Source organism: Fodinibius salicampi, from assembly GCF_039545095.1.
In the GTDB taxonomy this organism is placed as follows: Bacteria; Bacteroidota; Rhodothermia; order Balneolales; family Balneolaceae; genus Fodinibius; species Fodinibius salicampi.
This window is the reverse complement of sequence record NZ_BAABRS010000001.1, coordinates 1,658,412-1,674,766: the sequence shown is the minus strand read 5'-3', so window position 1 is coordinate 1,674,766 and position 16,355 is coordinate 1,658,412. Positions and strand designations below refer to the sequence as shown.

The following is a 16,355-nucleotide window of genomic DNA, read 5'->3' as shown; positions in this document are numbered from 1 at the left end:
AAGACAATGGTTACTGTAATTGATTTTGAACAAATGAAAAACGAAGAAGGCGAACCTTTTAATGCTTTAGTGTTGAGAGGTGACGTTGAGATGGTGAAATCCCAGGAATCAGGCAAGTACTATGCTACTGCAAGGAAAGCAAGAATACCCTCTACTTTTGAGGATGATTATTGCCAACAGTTAATTGGTAGTACAATGCCAGGTGAAATTCAGCGAGTATCTTGCGAGCCTTATGAGTATGAAATCCCAGAAACAGGTGAGAAAGTAATATTAGAGCACAGCTGGGAATACAGTCCTGAGCCCGTTACCACAGAAGAGCACGTCTTTGAAAATGGACAGGAGAAATTGCCTGCATGATGACAATGGCAAACATCGTAATTACAGCAGAAGAGGCAGGATGAATAGTCCTGCCTTTTTTTAATACATGTTCAGATTATGAAAAACATAAAAGAAATACTACTGCAACGAGATAACTTAAGCGAAAAAGAAGCTGATGATCTCATACGTGAAGCCAGGGATCAGATGGACAGGTATCTACAGCGGGGAGATATTGACTCTGCATACCATATATGCGAGGAATACTTCGGGCTTGAACCAGACTATATAACTCAGCTTATGTAAGAAGAACCTCAATTAAACAATGAATTCACAGGTAGTTCTTAACAGGGCTGCCTTTTTTATTTCTAACCCAAAAATATACAACTATGAATTTCACAGAAACACAAGAACACCACAATAATTCGAATAGTGTTATAGAAGAATCCCAACTGGAGTCTCCATTTATTGAAGCAAACACCGAAGTAAGAGATATACAAATGCTTAAAAATCAGGATATCATCCCTGTTTTTGTGAAGGATAATGAGCCGCTTATTTCCCATGCTGAATTTATAGATAGGACAGTAGGTATTGCACATCATGTATTTGAAGGGGAAACAATTACTAAGCCACAAATCCGAGTTTCGCATCCAGTAAAGGGTAGAATTCCTGAAGCTAAAGGTAAACCAGCTAATCAACTAGAAGACCATGAGAAAACCAAGTATTACGAGAGAATGGCTTTTGTCACTCAGATCCCATCAATCACCCACGAGATTAAGGGAGATATACTTTCTCTTACAGTAGGAGGAGTAAAAGCCTATAATCTGGACAATCTTAATCGCAGAAAAGGAGCACCAGAACATTTTAAAGTGTTTATCGGATTTGTCAATAAGGTGTGTACCAATTTATGTGTATGGGTAGAAGGTTTTTCAGAAAATATTGAGGTAGACGACCCACGTGATTTAGAGGGAAAGATATACGATCTGGTAACAGGTTTCAGCTACTCTAATCTGACTAATCAGTTGGAAAAATTTCAGAATATTGAACTCAGCGAAGAGCAATTTTGCCAGTTAATAGGCAGGGCTCGACTCTACCAGTATCTGCCAGCAAAGCAGAAAAAACAGTTGCCTGAGCTGAAACTTAATGACACTCAGATAGCTACTGTAGCTAAAGAGTATTATAGGAGTGAGAACTTTGGACCAGCTTCTGATGGGAGCATTAACGGGTGGGACCTGTACAATCTCTTCACAGAAGCCAACAAATCCTCCTACATCGATACCTTTCTGGACAGGAGCGTAAATGCCTACCAATTTACCTCTCAGATAGTCAACGCCTTGGAAGAGGATACTGATTTCTGGTTTCTCAACTAAGTGTGGCCATGGGAAGAAAGCTAATCGATGACATTAACAAATATACAAGCTCAAATTCAATTCTTGTCCATTCTGCTACAAAGGGACTAATACGCCTGTATTGTCCTTTTACCGTAACAGTAATTGAGTCAGTAGACAGCTTTATGGTATGGGAAGAGGTAGAGGTTGTTAACGTCAAAGTATCCAAGGAGCTGAAGCTCATCTATATCATCGGCAACAAAGGGTACTACCATTACCACTTCTCTATCCAAGTCTGAAGCCATTTTAAAATCATAATACAAATTCACCAATCATGCTTATACAACTGATAAACGCATTGCTGAAGGCAATGCTGTTTCGAAATATTGATCTTAACTCTATTTGCAGGGTAGATGGCGATGTCGGTTTTGTCTGGTTTAAAGCCAAGGGACAAACTTACTGCATCAGTATCCAGCAAGCGGATTTTGATCTTGAGGAATATGAAGATCAGCAACAATAGTAAAAAACATAATCAAATCAGTAATTAGTCATCAAAGGGGAGCCACAGTGCTCCCTTTTTTATTTCATAAAAACGAAAGAGAATAAATTATGAACACGAATGTAAAGATAGAAAAATCACCGTCACTTGCAGAAGTCAAACTAAAATATAAAAACGATCAACCCATTAAATCATTTCCAGAAATCACCTCCCCTGAAAAAGCAGAACAGGTACTGCGTGAAATATGGGATACCGACAGCATCCAGTTAAAAGAGGAATTTGTCGTACTGCTCCTAAATAATGCCAAAAGACTATTAGGCTGGAGTAAAATTAGCTCTGGTGGAGGAACAGCTACCATTGTAGATCCAGCTTCGGTATTTCAAGTAGCCCTACTGGCTAATGCAACATCTATTATTTTAGCTCATAATCATCCCAGTGGTAATCTTAAAGTTTCTAAAGCTGATAAAAACCTGACCCATAGAATTAAGAACTCGGGAAATATGCTTGGCATATCAGTAGAAGATCATATTATCCTAACGGCTGATGGTTACATTTCACTGCTTCAAAAAGGAATCCTTTAAAGTTGTTGAGTCAATCATGAATTATGTGCCTGTATTAGATTTAGTTGCAAATATATCTAAAGAAGAAATATTAGGTTTTTTCCCTTCCTTATAAGCTTTTTTTAAAGTTATCAATATTTCTCTGATTGACTCTTTTCCGAGTGATTCTAATAAAACTGTAGTTAATAGCCTGTTGAAATTTTCAATAACATTACGATATACATCCCTTTTTTCATCAATCAATGTCTCTATGATAGGTTCCAATACTTCCGGATAGTTGCTGAATTTACTTCCCATCAAAAACCATTCGTACTGATCCTGACCTGATCCCGACAATAATTTTATGGTCAAATCAAAATTCCCGGCTCTTTCAGTCAATTCTGCTGCCCACCAGAGGCGGCATAACGCGTTTCTACGCTTAGAACCCCAGTATCTGTCAATACTGACCTTACCATCAGCATTTGCCCACCGGTGTCTCACAAATTTACGGAATTCGACTATTGTTAAGTATTTCCAAAATCCGGAATCTGTTGCTTGGCTTCGTGAGATATCCAGAATACTATGTAACTTAGGAGCGATATAAGCATCCATTTGGGGATCATTTTTCTCCCATTCTCTTTCAGCGTAATAAATTTCTTTTTTCAGTTTATCAATATCAAAACTTATATCAGACTGCTCTAAATGATTTGTAATAAATTTAATTTTGCTGAAATCCCCTAAAAGGAACTTGTCATCTATATATTCTTTAGCCCCTGCTTTCAGTCTCTTCATAATTATCCGTATAGGCTTTCGATTAATTTTTCAAGCTTACCTTTTAAATCTACCTTTGCGAAATTAAAACTCTGGAGATTTGCTGTAATCTCAGGAAGAAAGTTGGCTATATTCCGTTTTTCATCAATTTCCTGAAGGATTTTTTGATAAGCATCTTCAGCACTTAATTGATTGTATAGCATTTGTGAAATACTTTTAAGTATCAGTTGTTGCCATTCAATATTTGGCTCCTCTCCGTTTTCACAATTTTCTGCAGCTTTCATAAACATGACAGTCCAAATATTTATAACAATAGAGTCTATTATTTGATCTCTCATATATGCACGTGACCCACTTTTATGTGGACTGCTTAATAGCTGTTGAAGCTGATTAGTTTCCAGATTCAGGAATAATTTCGGAGGAGAATTATATATATCAATAAAATATACTGAATCCTTATGCTTATAGAGCTTTTCATGTTCAGAAAAAGCACGCCATTCTATATCGAGATATTGACCAGAAGGTGCTTTAGGTTCAGTAAGCTGTAGATGCCATAAGTTTGATTCTGCTAACCTTGTATACGCATATTTTGCCTCACCATTTGATGAATTTGAGGGATGGGTTCTCACTAAGTATAGCTTTACTTTTGCTTTATTAGCAAGGTTATCAGTATGAAATGTAATTTCTCCGTGCCAGTTAAATTCATCAGAACCTCTGTCAAGATGAAATCCGTCTCTGTATTTTGTACTTACGCAATCAAGCTTTGCCACTACCTCCCAATTGGGATGATCCCGTTCGTCACCTGGTACCAACTTCGCAAAACTATCTGGAATTACAGTACTGGCTTTGATTTTTACTTCTCCTTCTAAGTCTTCATCAAAAAGTCCAATCACATTTTTTTCATAGTCAACTATTTCAGGTATTGGAGAACCATTTAATAAAATATCATTGATACTCAGATCAAGACTTTTTGAGTATTTATAAGGTAAAAACTGTTTTTTTGCCATTACTTTTCACCTTCAACTCTTAATTCAAAAGAACTTAAATCCATATCAATCGGATAGTTTTTAGGATTAGTAATTCCCTTGATATAAACTTTTTCAATTTTTTTTGGAACGGTAATCAGTACATAACCGTCTTTATAAACAATATCGTTAAGTTGAGTCCCTTCAGCATGAGCTTCAATGTTTTTTATTAAAGAAAGGTCCCCTTTCATAAAGGATGAATCTTCTTCAGACATCCGGGGATAAATTTTAATTTTCCAATCCTTCTGAATATCAAATTTTGTTTCAACAACTGAATTAAACTCCCATCTTGAATTGTGAATATCGGCACCAATATCGACTGAGAAATCTGACTCTCCAACGAAACCACCATTATTTGTACCTAACCTGAATCTCTTTTGTAACTCGGGCGTTACACCAGCTCCAGGTTCACTTTCTTTTGTTACTAACTTCCGGATTTTATCCTTTATTTCTTCTTTCAGATCCTCTAAAGGTTTGAGGTAGGGTGTGTTATAATTATTTCTCAACTTTTCAGTTGATGTCCATTCTGTATGTTCAGGAGGCTCTGATAGTCTGAGAAACATGTCTAAATACTCATCTTCAGTAGTGTTTCCCGCAGCTGTTCCAGTTGCAAGTACTGCATGATAATTTTGGGCATCCAGGGCTAAATCGCCTGCATTGAAATAGTCAATAATCATGCCTTGTCCCCTGAAACGAGCAACTTTTTTTGTTTTAGAAGTTGATTCTTCTGCAAGTCTGACAAGTAGTTTTACTTGTCCTGTGAATGGATCATGTTTGTTGTCCTTTCTGCCTGGAATATTCATCTTAATATTCCGAAGTACAGTTTCATCTCCGGTTTCAAAATCATCAGATATATTACCATTTCGAAAATCTTTATATGCTTTTATGAAAGGTCTTAATTCATTGTATCGATTAGGGTCAACTGATTCAGATTCAATTATCTCACCATTTTTGATCAATTGTGTGTTTACTATAAGACCAGGTTCATTTTTAACCATGGTAGCCCAAAACCACTCCGCAGCTGATTGCTTTAGATCAGTAAGAATCTCGTCTGATGACCGGCTTTCTTCTCGGATAGGTTCTCTGAATCCAAATACTAATATAGAAGTCCCGCTGTTAAGACCCTCTCTTTCCATAAATAAATTTTGAGACATTTCTTCAGCACTTTCAGCAAACAGAGAGGCTGCATATGTATCTTCACCATCCGGTCTTTGGGTTTCTTTCCCAATCCAGCCGCTTCCTGAATAACCTCGATGCTTTTTCTTAAACTTATGAGAAGGAATAGCAGTTCTTCCTATAAATCGTTTTCTGTCTTTATCATCTTTTAGCTCTTCATGAATTTCACTGTAAAAAAATACAGTCGAAAAAGCAGAAAAACCCCAAAGTACAGTCTTACCCAGACCATGACTACCACCGGCGGAGTCATCATCCTTTGAGCTTTTTAATTTATCCTTAATCAAAGCTTTAAAGGGTGAGTCTTCATGTAGTTCATCTCCATACAACCCCGTTGTATTGTTATCTTCTATAAGCAATAATCTTAATTTATTCTCTCTTTCTACCTGTTCTATTTCTTCTTCCATAAAGGTATAGTCACCAGTAGCTCCGGCAAGAAGATGTTTTGATAGTTTATCCCATTTTATTGCTTCGAGGAAGTCTGAGACATTACTACCTGTTAGCTCAATCAATTTAAATGTAACTTCGGCAGTCTTTTCTTTTACATGTTTATTATTATTTGCATCCTTAGCATTCTGTAATACTTCTCTGACAAATGTATTTAAGTTTAAGCTGAAAGCTTTTTTTGCTAAGTCGCCACCTTGTGACTCGCCAGACGGGGGACCTGGATCAAATACCCACTTTAAATTAGCCATAGTTACATTCCATTGATGAAAATAAGTTTACGTGTTGATAAGGATTTTATGTTAAAAAGACAAGGAGTAGGTAAAGGGGATATGGTAGTTTTTAGTAATTTGTTTAGATTAAGGCACTTTTCTACATTCTTTACTCTATTTTATTTGAGTTCGTATAGAAAAAAAATCAAAGCATTTTATGCAAAGAAAATTGTGGATGGTTCCGAAGAATAAACGATCTATACCACCTTGGTGGTTAATCAAGGTGCTAAATCTTTTTAATAGCTCTTCTGAGGACAGAGAATGGGATAATAGAGTTAAGGAGATGTTGGAAGCTAAACATCTGAAAAGAGATTTCGGATCTTATCACAAAAATCCCGGAGGAGATCGTACCTATAAATCTCAGCTTGAATGCCTGGGCCTGATGTATACAGATCAAGATAAAAACCTGCAGCTGACGAAAGCAGGAAGAGACTTAGTAGGAGGTCATCCGGAGCCGCTTTTGATTCTCCAGAAAATGTTAATCCGCCTGCAGTATCCAAGTGCATATAGCGTAGGTCACAATGTTGCAATCTCTGAAGAAGTAACAGTAAGACCTTTTCTTTTCCTTCTTACTTTGATCAAAGAGCTTGGTCACCTAACTACAGAAGAAATTGGTGTCGCAGTTATTTATGGTCACAACCATGAAATGGCTTTTCAGCGTTGTATTAATAAAATCGAGGAACTCAGAAATGGTAGCTCATTTTCAGAAATATTAGACAGTGAAGAAGATATCTGGACTACGAGAATCAAAAATAATCCAATTGAAGATAAAATAAGTTATGCAACGGATGATATACCGAACATATTCGAAAATTACTTAGAGTCTGCACGTCTAATAGAGAGAACAACAGAAGACAAAGGACTGATTTCAAGGCTCACAACTCCTGGTGAAGATTTACTAAGCCAAGCTAGCACTGAACTGATAGAATATTCAAAAAAAGAGGTAAAGAATAATAAAATAGCTTTTCAGAGGAGATTTGGTGCCTGGGATGGGGGTAAGGACACCGCAAGAGCTGACAGTCCGGAACCAATAAAAGACCCAGAGGAATTACTAATCAGAAATGAATTTATTGAGTTTCTTTCCGAAGGTATTCGTGAGGAGGAAGAACTCGATGAGTTCAGAGGAAAAATGCATAAGCTGGGATTGGAGCAAGACAAGGTAAATGAGATTATGGCAAAGCTAAATGGTTTAAACACCTCTCTGTTTGAAGACAGATTCCATAAGATAGCTACAGAGGGTGCAAAGCATGCCAGAGAATTTGAGCAGACGGTGGTCAGACTACTTAGAAGGATTGGTTTTGATGCCCGTCATACTGGTGATCTAAAAAGACCTAATGGTAGCGGAGGATATGCTGATGCCTATTTTTCATACAATGACGAAGCTTTTTTGTTCGATGCCAAGGCATCAGAATACTATTCAATTTCTCATGGCGAACTAACTAAAGCTGTACATACTTATATACCTAACTGGTATGAGCTGTGCAGTGAACATGATTTACCTGAAGCTGAAATGTTAAAGCTGTTTGGTTATATCGCAGGGGGGTATAAAAAGAGCGGTGAAGTTGAAAAGAAATTATCTGAAATAAGAGATCATTCTGCTGTTCAGACTGCAGGACTTACTGCTTGGGACTTTTTTAAGTATGTACAAAAAAATGAGAATTGCTCTAAAAAAGATTTTCTTGACAAGGTTATGGCAGGTGGTCGTCTAAAGCTTAACTGAAATTTAAATAAACTTTAAACGCGTACCACTTCTAAATCCGGATCAGTAGTATTAATCAACTCTTCGTGATCAAAAGAAGCTTCTACATAATTATATGACTCTTGGTTTAATGTTTTCAGCAAAGCACTGAAAATTATCTCAGCACCATCTACTGGAACAGCCATGCCTATCTGTCTCCGAATACTACCTTTGGTGCCTTGAAAGATAAATTCATCAGGAAAGGTCTGGAGCCTTGCTCTTTCCCTGTTAGTTAATGCTCTTGGCTCTTTCCAGTGGTAACCGTGTGTACCTCCGCCTCCGCTGCCGGTGACAGTATATGCAGGTTCTTCTGGATGTAAGCGACGATAAATTTGACTCATCCTGGCACCCTTTACATTGAGCCTGTATTCTTCAGGAATCCCTTCATACCAGGCATTTTCTCCGGGTGGAATATGTTTAAGACGTTCTACAACAGTTTTTGACTGATTAGTAAAGATATGATTAGGGTGTCCGTCTGGTATCGGAGGATTTTCTATTGCTTGCTTGGCAGTTTTTTGCTGTTCAGGTTCTGGAGTAGTAGGGGCAGGCACTCGAAACTTTAGGTCAAGATCTTTTCGAATTCCGACAATAACTATCCGGTGTCTTTTTTGTGGCACTCCATATTCTTCAAACTTATACAGATTTACCGTTAGATTATATCCTCTGTTTGCATTTTCCAGATCAGTTAATATTTTGCCAAATGCTTTTCCCTCATTTGCACTTGAAAGTCCTCCGACATTTTCAGCAACGAACCATACTGGTCCATGAGTTTCGAGAGCTTTAACTCCGTATGTATACAGCGGACCATATTCTCCGTCAGTTCCTTTTTGTTCCCCTACAATACTAAAATCATTACAAGGGAAACCAAAAGAGAGCCCCTCAAATGATGGAGTTTTCCTAAAGTCTAATTCTTCAACAGGACCACAAATTACAGTGCCATGGTTTTCATTGTCTTGGAAGTCTGATCCTTCAACTGGCGCATAAAGTATTTTTCCTTGCCCTTCGTGAATATTATGAGCATAAGTTTCACATGTTTCTTCATGAATATCATTTGCCCACAATGGGAGTATCTTTTGATCAGAGAACTTTTCTGAGGCGTTCATTGCTCCCAATCCCAAGCCGCCAGGACCACAAAACAATTCCGCCATCCGATAAACTTTCATATTCGTCTGTAACTTTCGGTATTCCTTTTTTAGTTAGTCTATTAATAATATAATGTAAGCTATAATAAAAGCTAAAAGTTCGGTTTAATTCAATTGATTTCCAATGGCTGATACACACTCAACAGAAGTAAGGTCAAAAAATATGGCGGCAATTCAGAGCAAGGATACCAAGCCAGAGATAATGATAAGAAGAGCCTTGCATAGTGAGGGTATTAGATATGGGCTACACAACAAAAAACTACCAGGAACTCCAGATTTACACTTTAGAAAATATAATGCAGTTTTGTTTGTAAATGGTTGTTTCTGGCACAAACATGACTGTCCCTTGTTTAATATGCCTCAATCTAATATTGATTACTGGAAAAATAAGTTTAAGAGAAATCAAAACCGTGACAGACAAAAGATTAATGAGCTGAAAGATGCTGGTAAACGCATTTCGATTATTTGGGAGTGTGCACTTAAAGGCAAACACAGTTTACCTCTAGAGAATGTGACTGAGAAAATGATTATCTGGCTTAATTCAGGTAAGAGATTTGTTGAAATTGAAGGAAACTATTAATGGATTAAAGCATATGGAAAAAGATCTTTTACTATTAGAGCTGGAAGAGCTCGGATTTACGATACTTGCTGACTGGATAAATGACAAAGAAATTTGCACCCTCAATGAAGCTTTGAATCATCTTAAAGAGAATGAGTATATGCTAGACGATGAAGAGGATGAAAGAGCATTCAGGAGAGCAGAAGAGATTGTAGAAAGTATATTTACAGAGAATGCTAATTAAGCTAATATTTATACATAGGTCTTTTCACATCCACTAATAACTAAAAATATGGTACTTGAGAAAGATTTATTTAAAAAGATACTGATAGATCCAGCTAATAATAGTGATGAGCTTTGCATACTTACTGGTTATGGATCTGCTGCAATGGCTGAATATCACTTAACTAAATTGGTTGAACTGGACTTGTTTCCTAGCGTTAACCTTACTGTCGGTATGACACCGTTAAGTGGAATTGATTCAGTTAACCATGAGTGTTTTCAAGAATACACTCAAAGAGAATCTGACAATTTTGGTTGCAGATACATCATCAAAGGAGATCCTGTACATTCTAAACTCTATATATGGTTATCTGGGGGTGAGCCCAGAGAGGCATATATAGGTTCAGCAAATTATTCACAGGTTGCTTTTGTAGAGAACGAAAGCAATTTTTACAACCAGCATGAATTACTGGTTTCTAGCCCACCAGAAGAAGCATTGACTTATTATAACAGGATTAATCAAGGCTCAGCTCTTTGTACAAGTCCTGAAATTGAAAGTAAGGTTTCCATAGCTCCCATCGGTAAAAAGCCTGGTAATGAGAACTTTTTAGAAGGCTTGCCCAGCATTTCAGTTCCTTTACCTAAAAAAAGTGACGGAAAAATGAGAAATAAGTCAGGATTGAACTGGGGATTCAGAGGAAAACGAAATAAAAATGAAGCCTATATTCAACTAAGACCTGAAGTATATAAAAGTGACTTTTTTCCTCCGAAACCTAATAGGTTTACTGTTTACACTGATGACGGAAAGAAAATGATATTTACCAGAGCTCAGAAAGGTCGTGAAGGAGATGCGATAGAAACTCCTAAAGGTAATAGTATCTTGGGAAGATACTTAAGAAAGAGACTAGGATTATCTTCTGGTCAACGCGTAAAAATACACCACTTGGAGAAATATGGGAGAAATTATATTGATTTTTATAAAATTGATGCTGAAACCTATTATATGGATTTTGCGAGTAGCGATAATTCTAAAACAAAAAAGAGGTAAGCGATGAATAAGCATAATAAATTATTGGAAAATAAATTCTCTCATGCTAAAGAAGATTTGCTGTATAACTCTGGGGGAGATGTTATGTGGAGTCTTTTTAGAACTCAGAGTGATGGAGTGACCATTTATTATCATGGAACAGATAATTTTCACATAATCAGCGGTAAAAAGGCTAAATTCTTTTCTTTAGAAGAAATTGCTGAAAAGTGGGATGCGGGAATTCAAGAACTAGTTGAGATAAGCTAACTCAGTTAATTTTTTATACTTTTATGCTGTTATATCTAACTTACCATTTAAATTTCGGCACGATATTCAGTTGGAATAAGGTTAAGCTGTTCAGCTAGATTCCCTTTTAAAATATATACCTTAGGATTATTAGAAAAGTTATAAACACGATACAGTTGAAAGGAATCACTTAGTTCTTCTGAAGTATTTAATTCATTCGCAGTAACGAAGAAAGCCTGCTTAATACTAAGCTTAGTAGTTTTAACTTCGATGAATATTTCATCTCCGTATTCATTGAATGAGGTAATGTCATAACCATAGCCATCCCCTTTCTCTTTTGATGTCCATTCGACAAGATCTGCAAGATCAGACCGACCAATCTTCTGCAATCTCCTTTTTTCAATTGAAATTACATACTCTTCACCTTGCTGACCTAGTTTTCGATTCTGGGCTTCTTTTTGTGCAAAATCTATATGTGCTCCTTTCCGATTTCTATCTTGGGAGTCTTTTGAACTGTTAATAAAATCAGGAGGATCTGTAAAAACAGAGTCTAAGTCCGATTCCTTTTGAAAAAGACTAGTTTTTTGCGCAGGTTTTGCAGCTAATTGTTCAAAAAGATTTTGTAACCTTTCATCAGATTGCAATTCGTCAATGATTACTTCCTTTAGAAGGGTCTGTTTATTTGGATAAGGTTTATATCCATTTATATATGGGAGACCCATTTCCTCAAGAACCGAACTTATATTCTGATGTTTAAACTCTACAGCTCCTCTGCTTCTGTTGTTAAGTTCGGGTTTCAAAGAACGGTTATGAGCTGCTTTGTTGAAGGACTTATTCTGAAGTTCAAGCTTTAGCATTTCGAAATAATCTTTAACCGTGGCATCTACTTCTGAATAGCTCCAGTCGTCACCTGTTGTAGGTAATTTGTATTTAGCAGTCCTCTGATGCAAAACTTCCCCTCGACTTTTTTGGGACTGAAGTACATTTCTGACATTTTTTTTCCAGGCAGGTTGACTGGAGTCAGTAGCTTCGGGTTGCAAGTCCTCATCATCAAAGTCAATTTCCGTTTCTACAGTACTGTAAATTGATTGTAATTTAGTCCACCCATCATGACTCAAAGCTTTTTTGATAGGTTGCCAGAGTGATTCTTGAGTAGTAGGCATTTATTTAAGTCTTATTTTATTATGTAAAAAAATAAAGGGTTACTATAGAGGCATAAGCATATATAGTAACCCTTTATATGTTGCTTTAACATGCTTTTAAGCCTTTTTGCAAAACAGCATGCATAACTAACTTAAAGTTTATTTTTAATTTAAAAAACAATTATACCAATTAAGCTTGCCCAAATATATATAACTATGAGAAGTGAAAACTGCCTGCTTGACATTTTTCCTTTTTGAAGGGGTTAGCAAGTTTAATTCATTTCGTCATTATATTGTTTAGTTAAAATAACATTTCGTATCCAACCTTCTGTCAGCTCAATTAATATTTTGAGATCTTGAAGATCTTTGTCTTCCCATTTTCTAGTATAATGAGTCTCATCATTGCCTAACCAAGCTGCCCGCTCTGCACATGATTTTATATTAGCGTCGTCTATGTAGTTATTTATACAAGTTGATAGATAAGTTTTTCTAATATTTTCTTCATCATCTGGATTTTCATTTACAGCAAAATCCTTAACTAAAAATTCGAGCGCTTTTCGATAACCAGGACCACAAATTTGTAGCAGATTTTTTTGTTCCGCTATATGAGCTTGAGAATATATCTCCACAAAATCTTCCGACAGGTCTTCAATTTCTTTGTGAAAACTGAGCCTTTTAGTTCTCTGTGGAGCTGTAGAATTTAAACGAAATGGACCTCTAACACGAGCACCTACTGTGCTTTTCCTATAACTACCAATAAACGAGTTTTGGCAATCTCTCCTTGGGCATCTGTAAAATATTTGAAGTATATCACTTCGCATTACATCACCTACTTCAATAACGTGAAATGAAATTTCTTCAGGTTCAATACCGTGATGACATATTGGACATTCATCTGGCCTTTGATCTATATCGAACCTTTCATTGTCAAATTGAATTCTCATTCTAATCAGTTTTCTGATTAAGGTTAAAACTGGCTAACGACATCGCACTTATGGTGCAGACAGATCAACGTTAAGTTTAAAAAAATGTACTATGGAAATTGACCAGCACAAAATAGGCAGGCAAGGGTGAGGCACGTCCCACTTAACGCGGTTAGGTACTTTCTTCTCTTCCAATAATGTCAAGGATATCATCCAAATCAACACTGAACCTATCTTTATTCACCCTCAAATTTGATAACAAAAATCTATGTCTAAATTTATTATATGATTCCTTACGGGGTTTAATTAGGTCAACCAATAGCTCTCTAACCTCAGAATAGTTTTCAACATGTGGATTCATTTTCTTGAATTTATCAATTAACTCTTCAAGTCTTTCTTCTTTTCCTTCTCCACGACATTTTTCCCTTATATATTTACTATAAGCATTGGCAAAAACCATTTCGCAATGATATAGGTGATATTCTGGTTTTAGCAATTTAATTGCATCTGTAAGAATATTAGTCTTGAAGAGTTTAAGATAAAATTTCGGGAATAATCTCTCGATATCTTTTTCGTAGACAATTTTTTCTGGTCCTATCAAAGCATAATATGGTGTCAAAGTTTTTGGCGTAATATTGACAATTGATTTATAACCTTTACATACAGCTAAAACAATTATCAAATTGTTTTTAGTGCTGTTATTAATATTTCTACATACTGATGCAAAATCATCCCACTCTATCAGATCACCATTTGATAGATGTAGCCCCCTTTCAGAACCATGGATATCAAGGTGGAGAATTGGATATTTCGCACCACCAGATAAAATCTGATTAGTTCCATTTAGTATATCATCATTTATTTGATTAAGTGTCGCAATAAATTGGTTTCTATTAGAAACACTTAGATATGAGACTACTATATTATTGTTGTCACAGTAGGTCTTCAATTTTTGACCTAATTGTAGTCCAGTTTTATTATCATTTATACCAAGACTCTCAATTAGGACAAGGCTATCATATGTACTTATTGTTTGGAAATTTTTTGACAAAACAATTCCGATTTAATTATTGAAAGTACCTAACCTATAATTATGTCAATAAGCTAATGTTATAATGATATTATGCTGCAAAGACGTAGTTTGCTAAATATTGCGTTTAAACACAAATAACGTATTATTATTAAATATTATCATGCAAAGTGACCTTTCCTTATCCATATATCAGGTTGATAAAACATTCATCCCTGTCGCCTGTATACTTCTGATTTAGAATTAATCATTCCATTAATAGCTATTTCCACTTTCAGGTAGAAGATCCATTCAGGGTATTGCAGTAATCGGAGCCAGAGATCAATAGCCTCATCTTCTGAAAATTGTCCCCGTAAATACTTCGTAATGTCTTGTGTAAGCTTATTTTTTTGATCCAACAGTACAGTAATTAATTGTTGTTTTTATAGTAAGTACCTTTAGAGAGGCATTCCTTACAAAAATTCTTAACAAAATTGATAAAAAATGAAAAGCCCTGCACCTTTCACAATGCAGGACTTGACTCATCTCATCAAAGAGAAATACATTCTCATAAGTAAGTACGTTTCAGAGGACAATCCTTACAAATTTTTTTAAATATTTTTTATTTATTACTCCAGTAATCACCTAGATCTGCTTGCCAAAGCCAAAAATTAGCAAGAAATAAGATCATGGAGGCTAAAAGAGTGGGAAGGATAGAGTGATGTTAGTGACCAGTTTTTTGAATTGATAGGCTATGACAGATTTATTCCGTATAAAATATTGAGCCTAATTAAATTCAAAATACTCTTCCATCTTCTGTAACAACTGGCTAGGTTTAATATCTAAAGCAACAGCAATTTTAAAAACCGTAATAATCGAAGCAGTTTTATTACCATTTTCAACTTCAGATATATAAGACCTGTCAAGAGAGGCTAATTCTGCTAATTTTTCCTGAGAAAGATTGTTAGCTAACCGTAATTCCCTCACGGTTTTACCAAGTGCTTTCTGTATTTCGTTTCCCTTTACCATTGCTTGAATAAGTAAAGGGAAATCGTATATTTAGACTACGGTCTATAGACAACAAAAAAATATAATATATAATGATATAATATATTATATAGATGGGAAAATTAAGGATCTATTGGATTTCCATCTTATTTTATCATAATGCAACTAAATGTAAAAAGAAGGTATCGCTCTATATAGAAACACCAATCAAGTAGATACAGACTTTAAGTATGTTTGGATTATTTAATTCTCGAAAAAAGAAGCTTAGTAAATTTGGTCCCTGTTGGGATTACATAAAGCCAGTTGCTTACCGAATAAGGCGTGATTACCCAAAATTTAGTATTAAAAAATCTTCAGACTATAGATATGTATGTGAATACTATGGACCTTATTTCCAGTTCAACACAAGGTTTATATATAAGTCAAATAGTCTATTCGCAGAAATTGAATATGAATCTAGTTCTGAAAAAAAGAAAAAAACATATCGATTAGAATATGTCATTCCCATAATTAAAAAGAGAGTTCTTATTACGATGCATAATCTGTTATTTAACAATTCATTAGATTTCGTAGAAGGGGATACATCTCTTCCAATACGTATGGATTACAAAATTGATATTTTAGAAACATTTCCCGTTGAGGATTTTAAAGAAGAACACGGCATACCAGATTTTTGGTTTCATGAACGAGATAATAGAAGTGGGAAATATTTTGATGGGCAGGGTTCTGATACTTTTATTCGTGGACAAGTTGCAAAGAATGTCTGGGATGAAGAGGATGCAGAGTACATCTCCTTATGTGAAAGTGAACTTGATACCTTTTATTTATTACACAATGAGTTAAATATCGACACTAAGAAAAAATTATCTTTTAATAAGATAGCTGATGGGTCCCCACAATAAAACCAACACAAGTGGTAAATTTTTATAAATGCTTCGATCAAGAAGGGCTAATTGATATAGAGTAATTGAAT

Annotated in this window: 21 protein-coding genes; 12 read left to right on the top strand and 9 right to left on the bottom strand. The window is 35.7% G+C overall.

Features of this window, described 5'->3' with window-relative positions:
* Positions 1 to 6 precede the first annotated feature (6 nt).
* The 6 genes from ABEB05_RS07215 to ABEB05_RS07190 all read left to right on the top strand — a co-directional run bounded on the left by ABEB05_RS07215 (position 7) and on the right by ABEB05_RS07190 (position 2,723).
* Complete coding sequence (locus ABEB05_RS07215) at positions 7 to 357, top strand: hypothetical protein (protein ID WP_265788817.1); 351 nt, start codon at positions 7 to 9, stop codon at positions 355 to 357.
* Between the two features lie 78 nt (positions 358 to 435).
* Positions 436 to 621, top strand: a complete 186-nt coding sequence (locus ABEB05_RS07210) for a hypothetical protein (protein ID WP_265788815.1) — start codon at positions 436 to 438, stop codon at positions 619 to 621.
* Between the two features lie 83 nt (positions 622 to 704).
* Positions 705 to 1,685, top strand: a complete 981-nt coding sequence (locus ABEB05_RS07205; protein ID WP_265788813.1) for a DUF3871 family protein — start codon at positions 705 to 707, stop codon at positions 1,683 to 1,685.
* Positions 1,686 to 1,693: 8 nt separating this feature from the next.
* The gene (locus ABEB05_RS07200; RefSeq protein WP_265788811.1) at positions 1,694 to 1,942 is read left to right on the top strand and encodes a hypothetical protein; all 249 of its coding nucleotides are present in this window, start codon (positions 1,694 to 1,696) and stop codon (positions 1,940 to 1,942) included.
* Between the two features lie 35 nt (positions 1,943 to 1,977).
* A complete protein-coding gene (locus tag ABEB05_RS07195; protein ID WP_265788809.1) occupies positions 1,978 to 2,163 on the top strand; it encodes a hypothetical protein in 186 nt (61 codons plus the stop codon).
* 89 nt (positions 2,164 to 2,252) lie between these two features.
* Positions 2,253 to 2,723 carry a JAB domain-containing protein gene (locus ABEB05_RS07190; protein ID WP_265788807.1) on the top strand — a complete coding sequence of 157 codons (471 nt, stop codon included), beginning with the start codon at positions 2,253 to 2,255 and terminating at the stop codon, positions 2,721 to 2,723.
* Between the two features lie 21 nt (positions 2,724 to 2,744).
* On the opposite strand, the gene ABEB05_RS07185 is transcribed toward ABEB05_RS07190, so the two are convergent.
* Genes ABEB05_RS07185 through ABEB05_RS07175 form a run of 3 tightly spaced genes read right to left on the bottom strand, consistent with a single transcriptional unit; the run spans position 2,745 to position 6,345 of the window.
* A complete protein-coding gene (locus ABEB05_RS07185) occupies positions 2,745 to 3,473 on the bottom strand; it encodes a DUF6339 family protein (protein WP_265788805.1) in 729 nt (242 codons plus the stop codon).
* Between the two features lie 2 nt (positions 3,474 to 3,475).
* Complete coding sequence (locus tag ABEB05_RS07180; protein ID WP_265788803.1) at positions 3,476 to 4,459, bottom strand: hypothetical protein; 984 nt, start codon at positions 4,457 to 4,459, stop codon at positions 3,476 to 3,478.
* Positions 4,459 to 6,345: a hypothetical protein gene (locus ABEB05_RS07175; protein ID WP_265788801.1), complete on the bottom strand. Its 1,887-nt coding sequence runs from the start codon at positions 6,343 to 6,345 to the stop codon at positions 4,459 to 4,461. Before ABEB05_RS07175 ends, ABEB05_RS07180 begins: the two co-directional genes overlap by 1 nt.
* A gap of 178 nt (positions 6,346 to 6,523) precedes the next feature.
* Here ABEB05_RS07175 and ABEB05_RS07170 point away from each other — a divergent pair, with 178 nt between their 5' ends.
* Positions 6,524 to 8,086 (top strand): hypothetical protein, encoded by a 1,563-nt coding sequence (locus tag ABEB05_RS07170; protein ID WP_265788799.1) that lies wholly within the window; start codon positions 6,524 to 6,526, stop codon positions 8,084 to 8,086.
* Between the two features lie 14 nt (positions 8,087 to 8,100).
* Here the strand turns inward: ABEB05_RS07170 and ABEB05_RS07165 are convergent, their stop codons facing one another.
* Positions 8,101 to 9,267 (bottom strand): DNA cytosine methyltransferase, encoded by a 1,167-nt coding sequence (locus ABEB05_RS07165; RefSeq protein WP_265788797.1) that lies wholly within the window; start codon positions 9,265 to 9,267, stop codon positions 8,101 to 8,103.
* Between the two features lie 103 nt (positions 9,268 to 9,370).
* Between ABEB05_RS07165 and ABEB05_RS07160 the strand changes: the two genes are divergently transcribed.
* The 4 genes from ABEB05_RS07160 to ABEB05_RS07145 are packed head-to-tail and all read left to right on the top strand — an operon-like array spanning position 9,371 to position 11,321.
* The gene (locus tag ABEB05_RS07160; RefSeq protein WP_265788794.1) at positions 9,371 to 9,826 is read left to right on the top strand and encodes a very short patch repair endonuclease; all 456 of its coding nucleotides are present in this window, start codon (positions 9,371 to 9,373) and stop codon (positions 9,824 to 9,826) included.
* 13 nt (positions 9,827 to 9,839) lie between these two features.
* On the top strand, positions 9,840 to 10,049 hold the full coding sequence (locus ABEB05_RS07155) for a hypothetical protein (protein WP_265788792.1): 210 nt from the start codon (positions 9,840 to 9,842) through the stop codon (positions 10,047 to 10,049).
* Positions 10,050 to 10,097: 48 nt separating this feature from the next.
* The gene (locus ABEB05_RS07150; RefSeq protein ID WP_265788790.1) at positions 10,098 to 11,075 is read left to right on the top strand and encodes a restriction endonuclease PLD domain-containing protein; all 978 of its coding nucleotides are present in this window, start codon (positions 10,098 to 10,100) and stop codon (positions 11,073 to 11,075) included.
* Between the two features lie 3 nt (positions 11,076 to 11,078).
* Positions 11,079 to 11,321 (top strand): hypothetical protein, encoded by a 243-nt coding sequence (locus tag ABEB05_RS07145; RefSeq protein WP_265788788.1) that lies wholly within the window; start codon positions 11,079 to 11,081, stop codon positions 11,319 to 11,321.
* 47 nt (positions 11,322 to 11,368) lie between these two features.
* Here the strand turns inward: ABEB05_RS07145 and ABEB05_RS07140 are convergent, their stop codons facing one another.
* The 5 genes from ABEB05_RS07140 to ABEB05_RS07120 form a co-directional block, all read right to left on the bottom strand.
* Positions 11,369 to 12,463, bottom strand: coding sequence for a protein NO VEIN domain-containing protein (locus ABEB05_RS07140; RefSeq protein WP_265788786.1), 1,095 nt, complete (start codon positions 12,461 to 12,463; stop codon positions 11,369 to 11,371).
* A 251-nt stretch (positions 12,464 to 12,714) separates the two neighbouring features.
* On the bottom strand, positions 12,715 to 13,386 hold the full coding sequence (locus tag ABEB05_RS07135; RefSeq protein ID WP_265788785.1) for a hypothetical protein: 672 nt from the start codon (positions 13,384 to 13,386) through the stop codon (positions 12,715 to 12,717).
* A 151-nt stretch (positions 13,387 to 13,537) separates the two neighbouring features.
* The gene (locus ABEB05_RS07130) at positions 13,538 to 14,416 is read right to left on the bottom strand and encodes a hypothetical protein (protein WP_265788783.1); all 879 of its coding nucleotides are present in this window, start codon (positions 14,414 to 14,416) and stop codon (positions 13,538 to 13,540) included.
* 188 nt (positions 14,417 to 14,604) lie between these two features.
* Positions 14,605 to 14,793 (bottom strand): hypothetical protein, encoded by a 189-nt coding sequence (locus ABEB05_RS07125; RefSeq protein WP_265788781.1) that lies wholly within the window; start codon positions 14,791 to 14,793, stop codon positions 14,605 to 14,607.
* 367 nt (positions 14,794 to 15,160) lie between these two features.
* Positions 15,161 to 15,403 carry a helix-turn-helix domain-containing protein gene (locus tag ABEB05_RS07120; RefSeq protein WP_265788779.1) on the bottom strand — a complete coding sequence of 81 codons (243 nt, stop codon included), beginning with the start codon at positions 15,401 to 15,403 and terminating at the stop codon, positions 15,161 to 15,163.
* A 209-nt stretch (positions 15,404 to 15,612) separates the two neighbouring features.
* On the opposite strand from ABEB05_RS07120, the gene ABEB05_RS07115 reads away from it, so the two are divergent.
* Positions 15,613 to 16,284 (top strand): hypothetical protein, encoded by a 672-nt coding sequence (locus tag ABEB05_RS07115; RefSeq protein ID WP_265788778.1) that lies wholly within the window; start codon positions 15,613 to 15,615, stop codon positions 16,282 to 16,284.
* The last annotated feature ends 71 nt before the right edge of the window (positions 16,285 to 16,355 follow it).

Bases quoted from the DNA above. Each gene is read 5' to 3' on its own strand.
- ABEB05_RS07180 (WP_265788803.1), bottom strand. From the start codon at position 4,459: ATGGCAAAAAAACAGTTTTTACCTTATAAATACTCAAAAAGTCTTGAT.
- ABEB05_RS07145 (WP_265788788.1), top strand. From the start codon at position 11,079: ATGAATAAGCATAATAAATTATTGGAAAATAAATTCTCTCATGCTAAA.
- ABEB05_RS07135 (WP_265788785.1), bottom strand. From the start codon at position 13,386: ATGAGAATTCAATTTGACAATGAAAGGTTCGATATAGATCAAAGGCCA.
- ABEB05_RS07115 (WP_265788778.1), top strand. From the start codon at position 15,613: ATGTTTGGATTATTTAATTCTCGAAAAAAGAAGCTTAGTAAATTTGGT.
- ABEB05_RS07195 (WP_265788809.1), top strand. From the start codon at position 1,978: ATGCTTATACAACTGATAAACGCATTGCTGAAGGCAATGCTGTTTCGA.
- ABEB05_RS07120 (WP_265788779.1), bottom strand. From the start codon at position 15,403: ATGGTAAAGGGAAACGAAATACAGAAAGCACTTGGTAAAACCGTGAGG.
- ABEB05_RS07190 (WP_265788807.1), top strand. From the start codon at position 2,253: ATGAACACGAATGTAAAGATAGAAAAATCACCGTCACTTGCAGAAGTC.
- ABEB05_RS07205 (WP_265788813.1), top strand. From the start codon at position 705: ATGAATTTCACAGAAACACAAGAACACCACAATAATTCGAATAGTGTT.
- ABEB05_RS07160 (WP_265788794.1), top strand. From the start codon at position 9,371: ATGGCTGATACACACTCAACAGAAGTAAGGTCAAAAAATATGGCGGCA.
- ABEB05_RS07200 (WP_265788811.1), top strand. From the start codon at position 1,694: ATGGGAAGAAAGCTAATCGATGACATTAACAAATATACAAGCTCAAAT.
- ABEB05_RS07215 (WP_265788817.1), top strand. From the start codon at position 7: ATGGTTACTGTAATTGATTTTGAACAAATGAAAAACGAAGAAGGCGAA.
- ABEB05_RS07170 (WP_265788799.1), top strand. From the start codon at position 6,524: ATGCAAAGAAAATTGTGGATGGTTCCGAAGAATAAACGATCTATACCA.
- ABEB05_RS07165 (WP_265788797.1), bottom strand. From the start codon at position 9,267: ATGAAAGTTTATCGGATGGCGGAATTGTTTTGTGGTCCTGGCGGCTTG.
- ABEB05_RS07185 (WP_265788805.1), bottom strand. From the start codon at position 3,473: ATGAAGAGACTGAAAGCAGGGGCTAAAGAATATATAGATGACAAGTTC.
- ABEB05_RS07140 (WP_265788786.1), bottom strand. From the start codon at position 12,463: ATGCCTACTACTCAAGAATCACTCTGGCAACCTATCAAAAAAGCTTTG.
- ABEB05_RS07210 (WP_265788815.1), top strand. From the start codon at position 436: ATGAAAAACATAAAAGAAATACTACTGCAACGAGATAACTTAAGCGAA.
- ABEB05_RS07150 (WP_265788790.1), top strand. From the start codon at position 10,098: ATGGTACTTGAGAAAGATTTATTTAAAAAGATACTGATAGATCCAGCT.
- ABEB05_RS07175 (WP_265788801.1), bottom strand. From the start codon at position 6,345: ATGGCTAATTTAAAGTGGGTATTTGATCCAGGTCCCCCGTCTGGCGAG.
- ABEB05_RS07155 (WP_265788792.1), top strand. From the start codon at position 9,840: ATGGAAAAAGATCTTTTACTATTAGAGCTGGAAGAGCTCGGATTTACG.